Source organism: Dietzia sp. MNB45 (assembly GCF_051994785.1).
Taxonomy (GTDB): Bacteria; Actinomycetota; Actinomycetes; order Mycobacteriales; family Mycobacteriaceae; genus Dietzia; species Dietzia kunjamensis.
Genome location: NZ_CP163397.1, coordinates 1,528,324 through 1,544,808 on the forward strand (window position 1 = coordinate 1,528,324; position 16,485 = coordinate 1,544,808).

A 16,485-nucleotide genomic window follows, 5' to 3' on the forward strand; every position below is an offset into this window, starting at 1 on the left:
ACCCGCGCGACGGTGGCGAAGGTAGTTCTTATACATGGCCCGTGTCATCCCCGCTCACCCCGTCTACGGACATCCCACCGAGGAGAAGGTGGTCGACCTCCTCCGCGACCAGCTCTCCGACGACAGCCTGATCGTCGTGGGTCAGCGGGTGTCCACATACGAGAAGGAACACGAGGTCGACATCCTCGTGGCGATGCCCGGCGCGGGGATCGTGGCGATCGAGGTCAAGGCCGGGCAGATCGCGGTCGAGGACGGCCGGTGGGTGCAGGGCAGCGGCACCAAGAAGGTCACCATCGACCCGGTCGCCCAGTGCCGCGACGCCCTCTACGCGTTGCGCGGGTACGTCAGTGAGGATCCGCGGTGGCCGGATCAGCTCCAGCGCTGGACCCACATGCTGGTGTTCCCGAACGCCTCGATCCCCGCGGACTTCGCGATGCCGGAGATCCCGCGCGACCGGATCGTGGACCGCGACCAGCTCGACGACCTCGCGATGATCGCCTTCCGGTTGGCCCGTGACTCGGGCCCGGCTGACCGTCCGTTCCTGTCCGCGGACACCGTCGACCGGCTGTCCGAGATCCTCGGAGGTCGGGGGCTGCCCCAGCGCGACGTGGTGGCCCGCGCGGCCGAGAACGCCGACATCGCCGACGCGCTCACCCGTGAACAGTCGGTGCTCCTGCGGGCGGTCGACGCCCTGCCGCGGGTGGAGATCCGGGGCGGCGCGGGCAGCGGTAAGACCTATCTGGCGCTGGAACAGGCTCGACGGTTGTCAAGGGACGGGCAGCGGGTCGCACTGATCTGCTACTCGCACGGGCTGGCCAGCTACCTCAAGCGGGTCACCAGCGGATGGAAGCGCCGGGAACGACCCGCGTACGTCGGTGAGTTCCACGCCCTGGGCGTCGAGTGGGGCGCGCCGGTGGGCCCGGACGAGCGGATTCGGTCCACGGAGACGGTGCGGTGGTGGGAGGAGGATCTGCCCGGGTTGATGTCCGACCTGGCAGACGAACTGCCCGACGGCAGGCGCTTCGACGCCGTGATCGTCGACGAGGCCCAGGACTTCGCCGACAGTTGGTGGCAGCCGGTCGTCGGAGCGCTGCGTGACAGGGAGAACGGTCGGCTCATGATCGTCGGCGACGCGAGCCAGAGTGTGTTCGAGCGTGCCGGCCGCCCGCCCGTGGACCTCGTGCCGCTCGTGCTGGACCACAACCTGCGCAATACGCGGCAGATCGCCAGCGCGTTCATGCCGCTGGTGGGTCAGCGCATGGAGTTGCGCGGCGGCACCGGTCCCGCCGTCCGGTACGTGGAGGTGCCGGAGGGCGCCGATCCCGTCGCGGTGGGTGACGACGAGGCGATGCGGCTGCTCGACGAGGGGTGGGAGCCCCGCGATGTGGCGCTGTTGACCATCGGCTCGCGTCACCCCATGCAGGTCGAGCTCCAGGAGGACGGCAACGACGCCTACTGGGAGACGTTCTGGGACGGCGAGGACATCTTCTACGGTCACGTCCTCGGCTTCAAGGGTCTCGAACGACGTGCCGTGGTCCTGGTGTGCAACAGCTACGCGGGCATCGACCGCCTCCGCGAGCGCATCTACGTGGGACTGTCACGGGCGACGGACGTACTCGTGGTGGTGGGGGAGATCGACACCTGAGCTCTCGCGGACGACACCGGCCGCCCCGGCCTCGAGGGGAGGCCGGGGCGGCCGGGGCGCGACGGAGTGGTGGATCAGCTCCCGAGGTCGGTCTCGCCCTCGACGAGCTCGGCTTGCTCGGCCCTCTGGTTGCCGTGCGAGACGGCGATCTTGCGCGGCTGGGCCTCTTCGGCCACCGGGATCACCAGGCGCAGGACGCCGTCGGTGTAGTCGGCCTCGATCTTGTCGGTCGCCAGGCCCTTGCCCATGGCGAGCTGCCGGGCGAAGGTCCCCGACTGCCGCTCGTGCATGAGCCACTGCGCGTCACCCTCGGCAGGCGTCCGCCGCTCGGCGCGGACAGTGAGGGTGCGGTCCTCCACGTCGATGTCGATGGTGGAGGGGTCGACCCCCGGCATATCGATGAGCCCGACGAAGCGATCGCCCTCCTTGTAGAGGTCCATCGGCAGGGAAGTCGAGGCGGTGGCGCTGCGGAGCCCCTCGCCCAGGAGGCGGTCGAGCTCACGGAACGGATCGAAACGGGTGCTGGTGGCCATGATGGTCTCCTTCAGGACTGGTCGGGGCGCTCCCGGCATCTCCGGGTCGCACTCGGTCCAACCGCGGGTCGTAGTTGAGTATTCCCGACTCAGGTCAGATTTCTTGATTGAGTCCTCTGGGCTCAACCCACTGGGAGGGCGGGCAGTGCCGGAAGCAGATCGGCGACCGAACCGGTGTCGATCCCGAGGCCCTCGAGCGAACCGAGCAGGGCGCCCGGGTCGAGCAGGCCGCCGTCCTCGTCGTCGTCACCCTCCAGGCACTCCCCGGGCGCGGTGACGGCCGTGCGGAGGCCGGCACCGTCGGCGGCGGCGTCGTCGGCCCACAGGAATCGGACCCGCTCGGCGATTCCCTGAGCGTCACCGACGGTGCACTCGACGGTCTCGCGGTGGGCGGCGAAGCCCTCGTTGGCGAGGTTGGCCATCCCGGCCGGGCGGGCGTAGAGAGTGCCGTCGGTGACGAACCCGGTCCCGTCGAAGGTCATCTCGATCGAGCGCCCCTCGCAGACCTCGTCGCAGAGGACCCGGAGGGTGCCGGACGTTTCGTCGTGATCGAGCGCCATCACACCCTGGAACGGCGACGTGAAGGTCTGCAACTCCGTGACCGCTCCGGCCTCGCCGAACTGGACGAAATGGACCTTGCCCGTGCCCTCGACACCCACGGCGAACGCACCTCCCCATGCTTCGGGGAGGAACTCAATGGCTTCGAGGCCGCCGTTCGCGCCGACCTGCCCGGTGAGGGAGGAGAGGGAGTACTCATCGGTGGCGGCGAGCGTGCCGGAGTCGCGGTCGGCGGGGAGGTCGAAGCGCAGGACCGACGGGCGACTGGTGCCGCCGGCGTTGTTGTTGCGCTCGGTGGCCACGTAGATCGCGCCGTCCGAGCCCACGGTCACGCCCTCGGCGTCGGGAAGCCCCGAGCCGTCGGGGTACCGGAGCACGAAGGTCCGCGAGAGCGAGTACGTGCCGGCTGCGCGGTCGTAGTCGAGGACGTAGAGCGTGCCGGTGCCGTTGTTCACGACGTACGCGGTGCCGTCGGCCGCGATGTCGACCCCGGACATGTCGTCCTCGGCGAAATCGCCACCGAGGGCGGCCGGGGAGACGGTCAGGGGGTCGAAGGGCCACAGAGACGTCACGATCGGCTCCTGCGCGACCGCCGCGACATTCCGCGCGTCGCGGGTGGACTCGCCGGTGACGGCGAAGTCGCCCGTCATGTCGGGGATGCGGCCCCAGGTGACGGCCGCGTGGCCGGACCAGGTCGTAGAATCGACCAGGTTGCCGTCGGCGTCGCGCAGGGTCACCGAGTCGTTCCCGCCCAGCCCGAAGTAATCCGGGTCCACGTCCGTGTAGAAGGACCGGTAACCGCCGGACTCAATGGTGGTACCGGAGGGGAACACGATCGGGTCGTGCGTGGGGTCGCCGTCGATGAGCGTCCAGCCGGAGATGTCGAGGTCCTGATCGGTGTCGAGGTTGGCGAGCTCGACCCAGTCACCGACCGGGTCGCCGTTGGACTCGACCTCGTTGATGACGATGTCCGCGGCGGTCGCCGCGGGTGCGGGTGCGGCGGCGGAGACCGTGGGCAGTCCGACCGTTGCACCGGCGGCGAGGAGTGTCGAGAGGACACCGGAGAGGAGGGTGCGTGAGCGCATGTGTGGCCTTTCCTGGGCTTCAGGCGCGGGTGAGTGACCACGGAACCGTACGAGTGTCCCGTGCCCGGGGGCTTGCCGGATCATGGCGGGGAGCTGAACACTCCCTGACAGCCCGTTCCCGAACGTGGGGTGGTCGGCCCGATATTCCCTCGTCAAACCGGGATACCTCGATAAACTCACCTTCAGATTAGGATCCTGCGACTGCCGGATCCGGTGACTGGAGCTGCGACATGACACAGAATCCTCCCCCCGGATGGGACGGGCCGCCCACGTCGGAGTTCAGGGCCGTCCAGCAGCCAGGGCACGGAACGGGCGGGTACGGTGCCGGCGGCTACGGATCGAGCGGCTACGGGGACTACGGCGCCCCGCCACGTAAGCAGGGGATGTCCCCGGTCGCGATCGTGGCCCTGACCGTCGGTGCCATGCTCCTGATCGGGCTGGTCATCGCCACGGTCTTCCTGGTGGTGCCGAGGTTCACACAGGACTCGGCAGCGCCGGTGACCTCCACCGTCTCGGTGACAGCCACCGCGCCGGAGTCCCCGGCCCAGCCCACCGTCCAACCCGCTCGACCCGCTCAACCGGTGCAACCGGCGCGACCGGCGTCGCCGTCCGGCTCGTATGAATGCTCCAACGCGGAAGACGGTGCCTACTCGCGATCGGCTGTGGGTTCGAACGCCACCTCCTGCGAGTTCGCCCTGTCCGTGTGGGCGGAATACCTGCTGGCGGGTGGCAACGGCGCGCCGATGGTCCTGGACGCCTACAGTCCGGTGACCGGCGAGGTGTACACCATCTCGTGTTCCGGTGGAGACGTGGTGACCTGCACCGGCGGCAACAACGCCGTGGTCTACATCTACTGATGGTGCCGCTGCGCTGGAGGCGCGCGGTCGTGGCGGCCACGGCCGCGACAGCGGCCGCGGCGGGGGCCTGCTCCCCTCTCGGCGCGACCGATGGTGCGCAGCGGGCCGTCCTGGTCACCGAGACGGTGGCCACCGTGACCGGGGCGCCACCGCCACCCGTGCAGGGCGGGGTCGGAGCGCCGGAGGTCCGCGCGGACACCCCGCCGGCGGCCCCCACCGCCGTCCCGGCGGCACCGAGCGCGCCGATCGACCTGTCCTCGGTTGTCGACGGGGCGTCCGGCACCGCCGGTATCGCCGTGTCGCCGGTCGGCGGAGGGGACGTGCAGACGGCGGGCGAGTGGAGAACGGGTGTGGCGTGGTCGACCATCAAGGTCCCGCTGGCCGTCGCGGTGGCCCGCACCGACCCGCAGGCGCTCGAGAATGCGGGCACCGCGATCACTCTCTCGGACAACCAGGCCGCCGAGCAGCTGTGGAACGCGCTCGGCGGCGGAACCGCCGCGGCCTCGGCCGTGGAGGCGGTCCTGGTCGACGGCGGGGACGTCACCACACAGGTGCCGGCGGCCCGGGCCCGTGCGGAGTATTCGGCCTTCGGTCAGACCCGGTGGGCGCTGACCGATCAGGCCCGCTTCGGTGGTCGGCTGCCCTGCGTGCGGTCCGCCGGGCGGGTCCTGGAGCTCATGGGCCAGGTCGCGCCCGATCAGCGCTGGGGTCTCGGTCGGATCCCCGGGGCCCGGTCCAAAGGCGGCTGGGGCCCGGGGGAGAGCGGCGGATACCTGGTCCGCCAGTTCGGGATCGTGCCGGGCGCCGGAGGGGACGTGGCCGTCGCGATAGCGGTCGATGCTCCGTCCTTCGGGGCCGGGACGGCGGACCTGTCGACGATGGCGGACGCCCTCGCGCCGCTGCTGCCCTCGATCCCGGGCGGAGCCTGCTGACCCGCACGTGCGGGAGCCTTGACACGACCGTGGCGACCGATACGAAAGAAGACAAGGTCGCCTGTCGGTTCGTCGCTCCCGACCTCGTAGTGCTCGCGGGTGAGCAGTATCGACAGCGGGCGAATCCCGGCGCGGTCGACCAGGGCCCTTACGCGGAGGCCGGGTCCGGCAACACCCGCGAGGGTGGCGTGACGATGTCGCCGTGGCAGCCGCACCTAGACTGGGTCAGGGCCGTCGACCGGGTGGTCGACGTCCCGTGACCCGAAGGAAAGGCCACACCATGCTCTCCCGCATCGACCTGCGCGGTCGCCGTCTCGGCACCGCCGAGTTGCGTCGCACCCTCCCGCGCGGCGCCGCTGACGTCGACTCTGTCGTCGACACCGTCCGCCCGGTGGTCGAGGCGATCCGCGAGCACGGGGCCCCGGCGGCACTCGAGTACGGCGAGACGTTCGATTCGGTCCGTCCGGCGTCGATCCGGGTTCCGGCCGAGGTCATCGCCCGGGCGGTCGACGAGTTGGACCCGGACATCCGGGCCGCGCTGTCGGAGGCGATCCGTCGTGCTCGCATCGTCCACTCCGCGCAGCGCCGCGGTGACACCGTCACCGAGGTCGCCCCCGGGGGGTTCGTCACCGAGCGGTGGGTACCGGTCGAACGCGTGGGCCTCTACGTTCCCGGCGGTAAAGCCGTCTACCCCTCCAGCGTGATCATGAACGTCGTGCCGGCTCAGGTCGCCGGGGTCGGGTCGCTGGCAGTGGCCTCTCCGCCCCAGGCGGATTTCGGTGGCTGGCCGCACCCGACCATTCTCGCCGCGTGCTCACTGCTCGGGGTCGAGGAGGTCTGGGCGGTGGGTGGTGCCCAGGCCGTGGCGTTGCTCGCCTACGGCGGTCAGGACACGGATGACTCCGTTCTCGAGCCCGTCGACATGGTCACCGGCCCCGGCAACGTGTACGTCACCGCCGCCAAGCGCCTGTGCCGCAGCGTCGTGGGCATCGACTCCGAGGCGGGCCCCACCGAGATCGCCATCCTCGCGGATGACACCGCCGACCCGGTCCACGTCGCGTACGACCTCATCAGCCAGGCGGAGCACGACCCGAACGCTGCGAGCGTCCTGGTCACCCACTCCGAAACGTTGGCAGACGCCGTGGACCGCGAGATCGAGGCGCGCTACGAGGTGACCCTCAACTCGGACCGGGTGCGCGAGGCGCTCGAGGGGCCGCAGTCGGGCATCGTCCTGGTGGACGATATCGAGGCCGGCCTGCGGGTGGTCGACGCCTACGCGGCCGAGCACCTCGAGGTCCAGACCCGCGATTCCGCGGCCGACGCCGCCCGCGTGCGCAACGCCGGCGCGATCTTCGTGGGCGCCTACTCGCCCGTCCCGCTCGGGGACTACGCGGCGGGGTCCAACCACGTCCTGCCCACGTCCGGCACGGCGCGACACTCGTCGGGGTTGAGCGTGCAGACCTTCCTCCGGGGGATCCATGTCGTCGACTACGACCAGGCCGCCCTCAAGGAGATCGCGCCGACCGTGGTCGCACTCGCGGACGCCGAGCGGCTGCCCGCGCACGGTGAGGCCGTACGGGCCCGATTCGAGGACCTCGGCGCGGGAGAGGACGGACGATGACCGATTCCCCACGTCCCGGAGTCGGGCTCGGCGCCCTACCACTGCGGGAGAATCTCCGCGGACAGAGCGCCTACGGTGCCCCGCAGCTCGAGGTTCCCGTACAGCTCAACACCAACGAGAACCCACACCCGCCCAGCGCGGAACTGGTCGCCGACATCGCCGGCGCCGTCGCCGCAGCCGCCGAAGACCTCAACCGCTATCCCGACCGCGACGCCGTCGCACTGCGCACCGACCTGGCCTCGTACCTGACCCGCCAGACCGGCGTCGATCTGGACGTGGACATGGTCTGGGCCGCCAACGGTTCCAACGAGATCCTGCAGCAGCTGCTGCAGGCGTTCGGCGGGCCCGGGCGCAGCGCCATGGGCTTCGTCCCCAGCTACTCGATGCACCCGATCCTCGCGGCCGGAACCGATACCGAGTGGATCCCGGTGGATCGCGGGTCCGACCTGTCCATCGATATCGCCGCTGCGGTGGGGGCAATCGAGGAGCACCAGCCGGACGTGGTGTTCGTCACCACGCCCAACAACCCCACGGGGCACGTGGTCGACCTCGACGAACTGCGACGCCTGCTCGACATGGCCCCCGGCATCGTGGTGGTGGACGAGGCGTACGCGGAGTTTTCACCGTCCCCGAGCGCCTGCACCCTGCTCGCCGACTATCCGACCAAGCTCGTCGTGTCGCGGACCATGAGCAAGGCGTTCGCCTTCGCGGGTGGCAGGCTCGGCTACTTCGCGGCCGACCCGTCCTTCGTCGAGGCCGTACTGCTCGTACGGTTGCCCTACCACCTGTCGATGATCGCGCAGGCCGCTGCCCGTGCGGCGCTTCGTCACGCCGACGAGACGCTGGCCTCCGTCGCGCTGCTCGCCGAGGAACGCAAGCGCGTCACCGCCGGGCTCGAGGAGCAGGGCTTCGAGGTGCTTCCCAGCGAGGCCAACTTCGTGCTCTACGGGCCGTTCGTGGACGCGACGCGCGCGTGGCAGCGCTATCTGGACGCCGGCGTGCTGATCCGCGACGTGGGCATCCCGGGTCGACTTCGTGCGACCATCGGGCTCGAGCACGAGAATGATCGGCTGCTGCAGGTGAGCGCCGAATTGGCGGTCGACGAGATCGAGACCCGAACCGAGGAGAAGCGATGAGTGAACAGACCGCGCGGCGGGGTCGTGTCGAGAGGACGACCAGGGAGTCGTCGATCGTCGTGGAGATCGACCTCGACGGGACGGGCCGGACCGACATCTCGACCGGGGTGCCGTTCTTCGACCACATGCTGACGGCCTTCGGGCAGCACGGTGCCTTCGACCTCACCGTGCGCGCGACCGGTGACAGCGAGATCGAAGCGCACCACACGGTAGAGGACACCGCGATCGTCCTGGGACAGGCACTCGCGCAGGCCCTCGGCGACAAGCGCGGCATCCGCCGCTTCGGTCAGTGTTCCCTGCCCATGGACGAGACGCTCGCCGAGGCGATCGTCGACGTCTCCGGACGGCCTTACTTCGTCCACACCGGTGAGCCCGAGATGATGGTCGGCTACGTCGTGATCGGTCACGACAGCGCGCCCTACGGCACGGTGCTCAACCGGCACGTGTTCGAGACCCTCGCCTACAACGCCCGGATCGCGTTGCACGTCCGCGTGCACTACGGCCGCGATCCGCACCACATCACCGAGGCCGAGTACAAGGCGGTGGCGCGCGCTCTGCGCGCGGCCGTCGAGGCGGACCCGCGGATCACCGGCATCCCCTCGACCAAGGGCGCGCTGTGATGCCGGCGTGACCCCGCGCGTCCAGACCCCTGGGGCCTTCTCGAAGCTGGCGCGTACCCCCGGGGTTCCGGCCGCATTCGTCCTGGTCCTGCTCGCCTTTGGCGGGTTCTCCCTGCTGCTGCCCGTGGTGCCGCTCGCCGTGGTCCGTGGCGGCGGGAGTGAGTTCGTCGCGGGCGCCACCACCGGCGTGTTCATGACGGTGACCGTCCTGTTCCAACTCGCCACCCCGAGGGTCACGGGCGCGATCGGTTATCGCTGGGTACTGGGTATCGGCAGCGCACTGCTCGGTCTCCCCTCGGGGCTGCTCGCCCTGTTCGACGGCCCGTTCGCGGTGTTGGCGATCAGTGGTGTGCGAGGCGCAGGCTTCGGCATGATGACCGTCGCCGGCTCGGCTCTCGTGGCAGAACTCGCGCCACCCGGCATGCTCGGTCGGGCGACGTCGCTGATCGGCCTCGCCGTCGGCATCTCCGAAGCCATCTTCCTGCCGGTCGGCCTGTGGCTGCTCGACCTCTTCGGCCTGCCCACGGTGGCCTGGGCGGCCACCGGGTTCGGCGTCGTGGGCCTGGTCGCCGCCGCCCGCCTGCCCCACGTGTACCCGAGTCCGCCGGGGGAGTCGGACCAGTCGGCGCTCGGCGCCAGGAAGGTCGTTCTACTCCTGGCCGGGCCGTTCCTGGTCATGGTGGCGGTGACCCTGCCCTACGGAGCGGCGGCGTCGTTCCTGTCACCCGCGTTGGATTCCATCGTCTCCGGAAGCGGTGCGGTCGTCGCCGGCGTGGGACTCGGACTGTTGGGCGCCGGTGTCATCGTCGGCCGCACCGTCGCCGGGCTCATCTCGGACCGGCGTGGACCGGGCGCACTGGTCTGGCCGGGTCTCGGGGTGGCGGCACTCGGAATGCTCGGCATCGCCGGGTTGTTGACGATGGAGGTGAACCCCTGGTGGTTCCTCGTCCCGACCGTCATCTTCGGTCTCGGGTTCGGAGCCGTCCAGAACGAAGCCCTGGTCGCGTCGTTCGAACGGATGCCGCGCTCGCGCCTGGGGACGGCGTCCGCGTCGTGGAACATCTCCTTCGACGCCGGTACCGGTCTCGGATCCGTCGTCATGGGCGGGTTCGCCGGCTTCGGCTACGTCGTGCTGTTCACCGTGGCGGCCGGAGTCGTCCTCGCGGTGGGCGGCCCGGCGGCGGTGGGCGCTCGACGCACCAGGCCCACGCGCGATCTGACCTTGACCGACACCGGCGATAAGGTGAACCAATGACGACTTCCGCCACACGGGTAGCACTCCTGGACTACGGCTCGGGAAACCTGCGGTCCGCGCACCGTGCGCTCGAGCGGGTCGGCGCCGAGGTCGAGCTCACCTCGGATCCCCGCGTCGCCACCGAGGCGGAGGCGCTGGTCGTGCCGGGGGTCGGCGCGTTCGCCGCCTGCATGAAGGGCCTCGAAGCGGTCAAGGGCCCCCGGATCATCGGTGAGCGTCTCGCCGGCAGCCGGCCCGTCCTGGGAATCTGCGTCGGCATGCAGGTCATGTTCGAGCGAGGCACCGAGTTCTCGGACGGGGAGCACGAGGACTCGCCGGGCGTCCCCGGGTGCGGTGAGTGGCCCGGCGTGGTGGAGAAGCTGCACGCGCCTGTGCTGCCGCACATGGGTTGGAACACCGTCGAGGCGCCCTCGAACAGCGTCCTGTTCGCCGGCATGCCCGCCGACGAGCGGTTTTACTTCGTCCACTCCTACGGCGTCCAGCGCTGGGAGATGGAGCCGTCGGATCATCTGCGCGCCCCGGACGTCACCTGGGCCGAGCACGGCACCAGGTTCATCGCGGCTGTGGAGAACGGGCCGCTGTCGGCCACTCAGTTCCACCCCGAGAAATCGGGCGACGCGGGACTGCAGCTCCTCGAGAACTGGATCCGTTCTGTCCGATAGGGGTGAAGGGGACCGGGCCCCGGTGTCCTTCGCCGTGCTCGCGCTGGGGGTGGCCGGGGCGGGAGTCCTCGGTCTCGCGTTGACCGCGATCGCGGTGGCCGTGCTCCCCGTGCCGCCGGTCGGCAAGGCCGTCGTCGCACTGGTCGGGCTGATCCTCGCGGTCGCGGCGATGGGTCTGGTGTCCAACCGCATCACCGATCGCGCGATCCGCGCCGAGTACGGCGAGGAGCCCGGCGGGCAGGCGGAGCGCCCCGGTGACGACGGACTAGGCTGATGGCCGTGACCAACGCCAATTATCTCGAACTCCTGCCCGCCGTCGACGTCGCAGACGGTCAGGCCGTCCGTCTCGTCCAGGGGGAGGCCGGGACCGAGACCTCGTACGGGGCGCCGCTCGACGCGGCGCTGCAGTGGCAGCGTGACGGTGCGGAATGGGTTCACCTCGTGGACCTCGATGCCGCGTTCGGCCGGGGCTCGAATCGCGATCTCCTCGCCGAGGTCGTGGGGGCGCTCGACGTCAAGGTCGAGATGTCCGGTGGCATCCGCGATGACGATTCGCTCGAGGCCGCCCTGGCCACCGGCTGTGCGCGCGTGAACCTCGGTACGGCCGCGTTGGAGAACCCGGAGTGGTGTGCCTCGGCAATCGCCCGGCACGGCGATCGCATCGCGGTGGGACTCGACGTGCGAGTGGTCGACGGCGAGCCCAGGCTGCGTGGTCGCGGATGGGTCTCCGACGGCGGCAACCTCTGGGAGGTTCTCGAGCGTCTGGACGCGGACGGCTGCGCCCGGTACGTCGTCACCGACGTGTCCAAGGACGGCATGCTGAACGGGCCCAACCTCGAGATGCTCTCGCAGGTGTGCGCGGCCACCGATGCCCCTGTCGTGGCGTCGGGCGGTGTCTCCTCGGTCGCGGACCTCGAGGCCATCGCCACGCTGGTGCCGCAGGGTGTGGAGGGCGCGATCGTCGGCAAGGCGCTCTACGCGGGCCGGTTCACCCTTCCCGAGGCGCTCGCCGCCGTCAGCCGACGCTGACCACGCGGCCCCGTGACCGCCAGGTAGCTTCCCGACCCCGCATGACCTCGAGCAGGAGGCCCGAGATGGACCATCAGACCGGAAATGCCCTGCCGACGGACCTCCCCGTCGACCCGACCGAGGCGCTCGCACTGGCGACGCGCGTGCTCGACGAGGTGACTCCTCGCTTCGTCGAGGGGGTCGGCGCGAAGGGCATCCAGAACAAGGGATCGCGCAACGACTTCGCGACCGAACTGGACCTCGAGTTGGAGCGCCGTATCTCGGAGGCGCTGAGGGAGGGGACAGGGCTCGAGGTGCACGGTGAGGAGTACGGCGGTCCGCCCGTCAACGAGGGCACGCTCTGGGTGGTCGACCCCGTCGACGGCACGGCCAACTACTCGTTGGGCATCCCGACCGCCGGCATCCTGGTCTCGTTGGTCCACGAGCGTCAGCCGGTGCTGGGGCTGACCTGGTTGCCGCTGCTGGGGATGACGTTCACCTCGATCGCGGGGGGACCGCTCAAGGAGAACGGCGCGGAGGTCTCGCAGATCCCCGACGTCTCCATCCGTGACGTCGCACTGGGGCTGGGTTCCCTCAACACCGGTGCCCGCACGACCTACCCTCCGGCCTATCGCCGCGAGGTCTTCGAGCAGCTCACGCTCGACGCGGCCCGGACCCGCAAGTTCGGCTCCACCGGGGTGGACCTGTCTTTCGTCGCCTCGGGGCGACTGTCGGCGGCGGTCAGCTTCGGCAACTTCGCGTGGGACAACGCGGCCGGCGCCTCCCATGTCCGCGCAGCGGGTGGTGTGGTCACCGACCTCACGGGGGAGCCCTGGTCCACCGACTCCCAGTCCATCCTCGCCGCGGGCCCGCGAGCCCACGCGGAGGTCCTCGACACGATCCGTCAACTCGGCGAGCCGAGCAACTTCTTCGAGGCCGGGCGACGGCGCGCCACTCCGGAACCCGAGAGCCCCCGTCCGTGGCTCCAGGGCGGGCGGTGACCGGATCATGACACTCGCCACCAGGGTCATCCCGTGCCTCGACGTGGACGCCGGCCGCGTGGTCAAGGGCGTCAACTTCCTCGACCTCCGCGACGCGGGTGATCCCGTGGAGTTGGCCGCCGCTTATGACGAGCAGGGCGCCGACGAGCTGACCTTCCTCGACGTGACCGCGTCGTCGTCGGGTCGCGGGACCATGATCGACGTGGTCAAGCGCACCGCCGAGCAGATCTTCATCCCCCTCACCGTGGGAGGAGGCGTGCGTACCGAGGAGGATGTCAACCAGTTGCTGCGGGCCGGCGCGGACAAGGTGAGCGTCAACACCGCCGCCATCGCCCGCCCCGAGCTGCTCGGCGAGCTCAGTCGACGATTCGGCTCGCAGTGCATCGTCCTGTCCGTGGACGCGCGGACCGTACCCGAGGGGTCCGAGCAGACCCCGTCGGGATGGGAGGTCACCACGCACGGTGGTCGCCGCGGTACCGGCATCGACGCCGTCGAGTGGGCGCGGCGCGGGCAGGAGCTCGGCGTGGGCGAGATCCTGCTCAACTCGATGGACGCCGACGGCACCAAGGCGGGTTTCGACCTGGCGATGGTGAAGGCGGTCCGCGAGGCGGTGTCGATACCCGTCATCGCCTCGGGCGGTGCCGGTGCGGTCGAGCACTTCGCTCCGGCGGTCCACGCCGGGGCCGACGCCGTCCTCGCGGCCAGTGTCTTCCACTTCGGGGAGATGACCATCGGCGACGTGAAGGACGCGCTCGCGGCAGAGGGGATCACGGTCCGATGAGCGCCCACGTCCTGGATCGTTCGATCGCCGAGAGGCTGTCGCGCAACGCCGACGGCCTCGTCGCCGCGGTCGTGCAGGACGCGACGTCGGGCAGGGTGCTCATGATGGCGTGGATGGATGACGCCGCCCTGGCGGAGACGCTGGCGACCCGGCGGGGTGTGTACTACTCCCGCTCGCGTGGGCAACGGTGGGTCAAGGGGGAGACCTCCGGCCACGTGCAACACGTGCGTCGCGTGGAGATCGACTGCGACGGAGACACCGTCCTGCTCCATGTCGACCAGACCGGCGCGGCCTGCCACCGGGGCACCACCAGCTGTTTCGACACCGCAACCCTGCTCGGAGAGGACTGAACGGCGTGCCCTTCATCCAGATCAACCAACTCGACGGGATGGCCGCGGCGGACAAGGCCCGCGTCATCGAGGCGGTCACGGCCGCGTACGCCGAGGCCTCGGGCAAGGACCCGGCGAAGGTGTGGGTCCACGTCCACGACATGCCGCACGATTCCTTCGGGATCGGCGGCAAGGCCTTCGGATGAGCACCGAGACGACCACGTTCGAACAGTTCCGCGCGCTCGCCGCGGGCCACCGGGTCGTGCCGGTGGTGCGCACGGTGTTGGCGGATTCCGAGACCCCGTTGTCCGCGTACGTCAAGCTCGCCGGCGACCGACCGGGGACGTTCCTGCTGGAGTCGGCGGAGCACGGGCGCTCGTGGTCGCGGTGGTCGTTCATCGGCTGTGGGGCGGCCGCCGCGTTGACCGTCGACGGCTCGGGCGAGGCGACGTGGTGGGGCAACGTGCCCGCGGGCGCGCCCACCGGCGGTGACCCGCTGGACGCGCTCCGGAGGACACTCGACCTGTTGCGCACCGATCAGATCCCGGGACTGCCCCCGTTGACGTCGGGGATGGTCGGTTACCTCGGGTACGACATCGTGCGCCGGCTCGAGCGGATCCGGCCCGACACCGTCGACGACCTGCAGGTGCCGGAGATGGTCCAGTTGCTGGCCACGGATCTGGCGGCGTTCGATCATCATGAGGGCCGCATCCATCTCATCGCCAACGCGGTCAACTGGGACGGCAGCGACGAGCGGGTCGAGCAGGCCTACGCGGACGCGGTGGCCCGGGTCGACTCGATGACGGCGCGGCTCGCCGACCCGGGGACGGGCGGCGTGAGCGTGTTCGACACTCCCGCCCCCGATGTGCGTCGCTGCACCAACGAGTCGACGTACCACGCGCGGGTCGCCGACATCATCGAGCAGATCTACTCGGGCGAGGCCTTCCAGGTGGTGCTCAGTCAGCGGTTCGAGGTCGACACCGCCGCCTCGCCGCGCGACGTCTACCGGATTCTGCGCACCACCAACCCGAGCCCCTACATGTTCCTCATGACGATCCCGGACGGTAGCGGGGAGGACGGGTTCGGCGATACCGCCTTCACCATCGTGGGATCGAGCCCGGAGGCGTTGGTGACCGTCCAGGACGGGGCGGCGACGACCCATCCGATCGCGGGGACCAGACCGAGGGGCGACGACGAGGAGCACGACGTCCTGCTCGCCAAGGACCTGGTGGATGACGCCAAGGAGAACGCCGAACACCTGATGTTGGTCGATCTCGGTCGCAACGACCTCGGCCGGGTCTGCGTGCCGGGCACGGTGGAGGTGACCGAGTTCCGCCAGGTCGAGCGCTACAGCCATGTGATGCACCTCGTGTCCACGGTGACCGGGCGCCTGGCCGACGGGCAGACGGGCATCGACGCCGTGACCGCCTGTTTCCCGGCCGGCACGCTGTCCGGTTCGCCCAAGCCCCGCGCACTGCAGATCATCGAGGACCTCGAGGACACGCGACGCGGTGTGTACGGGGGCGTGGTCGGCTACGTCGATTTCGCCGGCAACACCGATCAGGCCATCGCGATCCGGTCGGCCGTGATCAAGGACGGCACGGCCTACGTCCAGGCGGGTGCCGGCATCGTCGCCGATTCGGTTGCCGCCTCGGAGGATGCGGAGTGCCGCAACAAGGCGATGGCGGTCCTGCGGGCCGTCGCAGCCGCGGAGACACTGCGCGACGCCGGGGAGGGCCGGTGACCCACCGCGCCCGTCTGCTGGTCCCCGTCGTGCTGTTGGTGGTGGGGGCGGCGCTGCTGTGGGTCGCCTCGCGGATGGTGTGGCTCGACGTGGTGGCCTTCAACGACCAGTCGGGAGAGGGCCGACGGGCCCTGACCGGAGCGGACTGGCAACCCGCCCTCGTCCCGCTCGCACTGGGCGCGCTGGCGGCGATCGCCGCTGTGGCCCTGGTCCGAGGTACTGCCGCGCGAGCGGTGGGCGCCGTCATCGCGCTGCTCGGCGTGGCCGCCGGGGGCCTCATGGCGATGTCGGTGGGGGAGGTCGACGCCGACCGGGTCCACTCGGTGATCACGAGTGACGAGGGCCTGGCCCGGACCGATGCCGGGCCGGGTTCCGAGGGCGCGGAGGCGATCCCGCAGTGGTCGGAGATCACCGAGTTGTCGACCCGGCCCGCGGGACCCGTGATCACCGGCGCGGGCGCCGTCGCCCTGTTGGCGGCGGGGATCGTCGTCCTGGCCAGTCCGGCCCGCCCGGTGCGCCGTGACGACCGGTACGTGACCCCGGCGGCCCGGCGGGAGGGTGCGGCGACCGGACCGGCCACGGAGGACGACGCCGGGCGGGACCTGTGGCAGGAGCTGGACGACGGACGGGATCCGACCGGCTGACCGGGTCAGGGCGGTCTCGATTCGGGAACCCCGGCCGGGACCTCTATTGTTGATCTCGATCACACTTTCCGCCC

General features: G+C 70.5%; 19 protein-coding genes. 17 read left to right on the plus strand and 2 right to left on the minus strand.

The window, feature by feature from the left end; translation table 11 throughout:
• The first annotated feature begins 34 nt into the window (after positions 1 to 34).
• Complete coding sequence (locus AB5G72_RS07385; protein WP_440221335.1) at positions 35 to 1,645, plus strand: NERD domain-containing protein; 1,611 nt, start codon at positions 35 to 37, stop codon at positions 1,643 to 1,645.
• A 74-nt stretch (positions 1,646 to 1,719) separates the two neighbouring features.
• Here AB5G72_RS07385 and AB5G72_RS07390 read toward each other — a convergent pair whose 3' ends face one another.
• Together AB5G72_RS07390 and AB5G72_RS07395 are read right to left on the minus strand one after the other, a co-directional pair.
• Positions 1,720 to 2,178: an Hsp20/alpha crystallin family protein gene (locus tag AB5G72_RS07390; protein WP_259821770.1), complete on the minus strand. Its 459-nt coding sequence runs from the start codon at positions 2,176 to 2,178 to the stop codon at positions 1,720 to 1,722.
• A 122-nt stretch (positions 2,179 to 2,300) separates the two neighbouring features.
• Positions 2,301 to 3,821 carry a lamin tail domain-containing protein gene (locus AB5G72_RS07395; protein ID WP_440221336.1) on the minus strand — a complete coding sequence of 507 codons (1,521 nt, stop codon included), beginning with the start codon at positions 3,819 to 3,821 and terminating at the stop codon, positions 2,301 to 2,303.
• Positions 3,822 to 4,051: 230 nt separating this feature from the next.
• Here AB5G72_RS07395 and AB5G72_RS07400 point away from each other — a divergent pair, with 230 nt between their 5' ends.
• From AB5G72_RS07400 to AB5G72_RS07475, 16 genes are all read left to right on the plus strand, one after another.
• Positions 4,052 to 4,678 (plus strand): hypothetical protein, encoded by a 627-nt coding sequence (locus AB5G72_RS07400; RefSeq protein ID WP_440221337.1) that lies wholly within the window; start codon positions 4,052 to 4,054, stop codon positions 4,676 to 4,678.
• A 29-nt stretch (positions 4,679 to 4,707) separates the two neighbouring features.
• The gene (locus tag AB5G72_RS07405) at positions 4,708 to 5,610 is read left to right on the plus strand and encodes a hypothetical protein (RefSeq protein ID WP_440221338.1); all 903 of its coding nucleotides are present in this window, start codon (positions 4,708 to 4,710) and stop codon (positions 5,608 to 5,610) included.
• A gap of 29 nt (positions 5,611 to 5,639) precedes the next feature.
• Positions 5,640 to 5,870, plus strand: coding sequence for a hypothetical protein (locus tag AB5G72_RS07410; protein WP_440221339.1), 231 nt, complete (start codon positions 5,640 to 5,642; stop codon positions 5,868 to 5,870).
• 20 nt (positions 5,871 to 5,890) lie between these two features.
• Complete coding sequence (gene hisD, locus AB5G72_RS07415) at positions 5,891 to 7,231, plus strand: histidinol dehydrogenase (RefSeq protein ID WP_440221340.1); 1,341 nt, start codon at positions 5,891 to 5,893, stop codon at positions 7,229 to 7,231.
• Positions 7,228 to 8,367 carry a histidinol-phosphate transaminase gene (locus AB5G72_RS07420; RefSeq protein ID WP_440221341.1) on the plus strand — a complete coding sequence of 380 codons (1,140 nt, stop codon included), beginning with the start codon at positions 7,228 to 7,230 and terminating at the stop codon, positions 8,365 to 8,367. Before hisD ends, AB5G72_RS07420 begins: the two co-directional genes overlap by 4 nt.
• Positions 8,364 to 8,987: an imidazoleglycerol-phosphate dehydratase HisB gene (gene hisB, locus AB5G72_RS07425; protein ID WP_154830838.1), complete on the plus strand. Its 624-nt coding sequence runs from the start codon at positions 8,364 to 8,366 to the stop codon at positions 8,985 to 8,987. The genes AB5G72_RS07420 and hisB overlap by 4 nt, the downstream gene beginning before the upstream one ends.
• 7 nt (positions 8,988 to 8,994) lie before the next feature.
• Complete coding sequence (locus AB5G72_RS07430) at positions 8,995 to 10,242, plus strand: MFS transporter (RefSeq protein ID WP_440221342.1); 1,248 nt, start codon at positions 8,995 to 8,997, stop codon at positions 10,240 to 10,242.
• The gene (gene hisH / locus AB5G72_RS07435) at positions 10,239 to 10,904 is read left to right on the plus strand and encodes an imidazole glycerol phosphate synthase subunit HisH (protein WP_132063206.1); all 666 of its coding nucleotides are present in this window, start codon (positions 10,239 to 10,241) and stop codon (positions 10,902 to 10,904) included. Before AB5G72_RS07430 ends, hisH begins: the two co-directional genes overlap by 4 nt.
• A gap of 22 nt (positions 10,905 to 10,926) precedes the next feature.
• Complete coding sequence (locus AB5G72_RS07440; RefSeq protein WP_067713966.1) at positions 10,927 to 11,178, plus strand: hypothetical protein; 252 nt, start codon at positions 10,927 to 10,929, stop codon at positions 11,176 to 11,178.
• Entirely contained in the window at positions 11,178 to 11,933 is a 756-nt protein-coding gene (priA, locus tag AB5G72_RS07445; RefSeq protein WP_119191827.1) for a bifunctional 1-(5-phosphoribosyl)-5-((5-phosphoribosylamino)methylideneamino)imidazole-4-carboxamide isomerase/phosphoribosylanthranilate isomerase PriA, read from the plus strand. The genes AB5G72_RS07440 and priA overlap by 1 nt, the downstream gene beginning before the upstream one ends.
• Before the next feature lie 65 nt (positions 11,934 to 11,998).
• Positions 11,999 to 12,913: an inositol monophosphatase family protein gene (locus tag AB5G72_RS07450; RefSeq protein WP_159148050.1), complete on the plus strand. Its 915-nt coding sequence runs from the start codon at positions 11,999 to 12,001 to the stop codon at positions 12,911 to 12,913.
• Between the two features lie 7 nt (positions 12,914 to 12,920).
• A complete protein-coding gene (hisF, locus tag AB5G72_RS07455; RefSeq protein ID WP_096905587.1) occupies positions 12,921 to 13,694 on the plus strand; it encodes an imidazole glycerol phosphate synthase subunit HisF in 774 nt (257 codons plus the stop codon).
• A complete protein-coding gene (gene hisI, locus AB5G72_RS07460) occupies positions 13,691 to 14,044 on the plus strand; it encodes a phosphoribosyl-AMP cyclohydrolase (protein WP_119191825.1) in 354 nt (117 codons plus the stop codon). The genes hisF and hisI overlap by 4 nt, the downstream gene beginning before the upstream one ends.
• Positions 14,045 to 14,049: 5 nt before the next feature.
• Positions 14,050 to 14,229 carry a tautomerase family protein gene (locus AB5G72_RS07465; protein WP_182633802.1) on the plus strand — a complete coding sequence of 60 codons (180 nt, stop codon included), beginning with the start codon at positions 14,050 to 14,052 and terminating at the stop codon, positions 14,227 to 14,229.
• Positions 14,226 to 15,767, plus strand: a complete 1,542-nt coding sequence (locus AB5G72_RS07470; RefSeq protein ID WP_440221343.1) for an anthranilate synthase component I — start codon at positions 14,226 to 14,228, stop codon at positions 15,765 to 15,767. Before AB5G72_RS07465 ends, AB5G72_RS07470 begins: the two co-directional genes overlap by 4 nt.
• Complete coding sequence (locus AB5G72_RS07475) at positions 15,764 to 16,411, plus strand: TIGR02234 family membrane protein (RefSeq protein ID WP_244200860.1); 648 nt, start codon at positions 15,764 to 15,766, stop codon at positions 16,409 to 16,411. Before AB5G72_RS07470 ends, AB5G72_RS07475 begins: the two co-directional genes overlap by 4 nt.
• The last annotated feature ends 74 nt before the right edge of the window (positions 16,412 to 16,485 follow it).

Coding starts and splice junctions, on each gene's coding strand:
- hisD (WP_440221340.1), top strand. CDS start 5,891: ATGCTCTCCCGCATCGACCTGCGCGGTCGCCGTCTCGGCACCGCCGAG.
- AB5G72_RS07385 (WP_440221335.1), top strand. CDS start 35: ATGGCCCGTGTCATCCCCGCTCACCCCGTCTACGGACATCCCACCGAG.
- hisB (WP_154830838.1), top strand. CDS start 8,364: ATGAGTGAACAGACCGCGCGGCGGGGTCGTGTCGAGAGGACGACCAGG.
- hisI (WP_119191825.1), top strand. CDS start 13,691: ATGAGCGCCCACGTCCTGGATCGTTCGATCGCCGAGAGGCTGTCGCGC.
- priA (WP_119191827.1), top strand. CDS start 11,178: ATGGCCGTGACCAACGCCAATTATCTCGAACTCCTGCCCGCCGTCGAC.
- hisF (WP_096905587.1), top strand. CDS start 12,921: ATGACACTCGCCACCAGGGTCATCCCGTGCCTCGACGTGGACGCCGGC.
- AB5G72_RS07420 (WP_440221341.1), top strand. CDS start 7,228: ATGACCGATTCCCCACGTCCCGGAGTCGGGCTCGGCGCCCTACCACTG.
- hisH (WP_132063206.1), top strand. CDS start 10,239: ATGACGACTTCCGCCACACGGGTAGCACTCCTGGACTACGGCTCGGGA.
- AB5G72_RS07390 (WP_259821770.1), bottom strand. CDS start 2,178: ATGGCCACCAGCACCCGTTTCGATCCGTTCCGTGAGCTCGACCGCCTC.
- AB5G72_RS07400 (WP_440221337.1), top strand. CDS start 4,052: ATGACACAGAATCCTCCCCCCGGATGGGACGGGCCGCCCACGTCGGAG.
- AB5G72_RS07470 (WP_440221343.1), top strand. CDS start 14,226: ATGAGCACCGAGACGACCACGTTCGAACAGTTCCGCGCGCTCGCCGCG.
- AB5G72_RS07450 (WP_159148050.1), top strand. CDS start 11,999: ATGGACCATCAGACCGGAAATGCCCTGCCGACGGACCTCCCCGTCGAC.
- AB5G72_RS07395 (WP_440221336.1), bottom strand. CDS start 3,821: ATGCGCTCACGCACCCTCCTCTCCGGTGTCCTCTCGACACTCCTCGCC.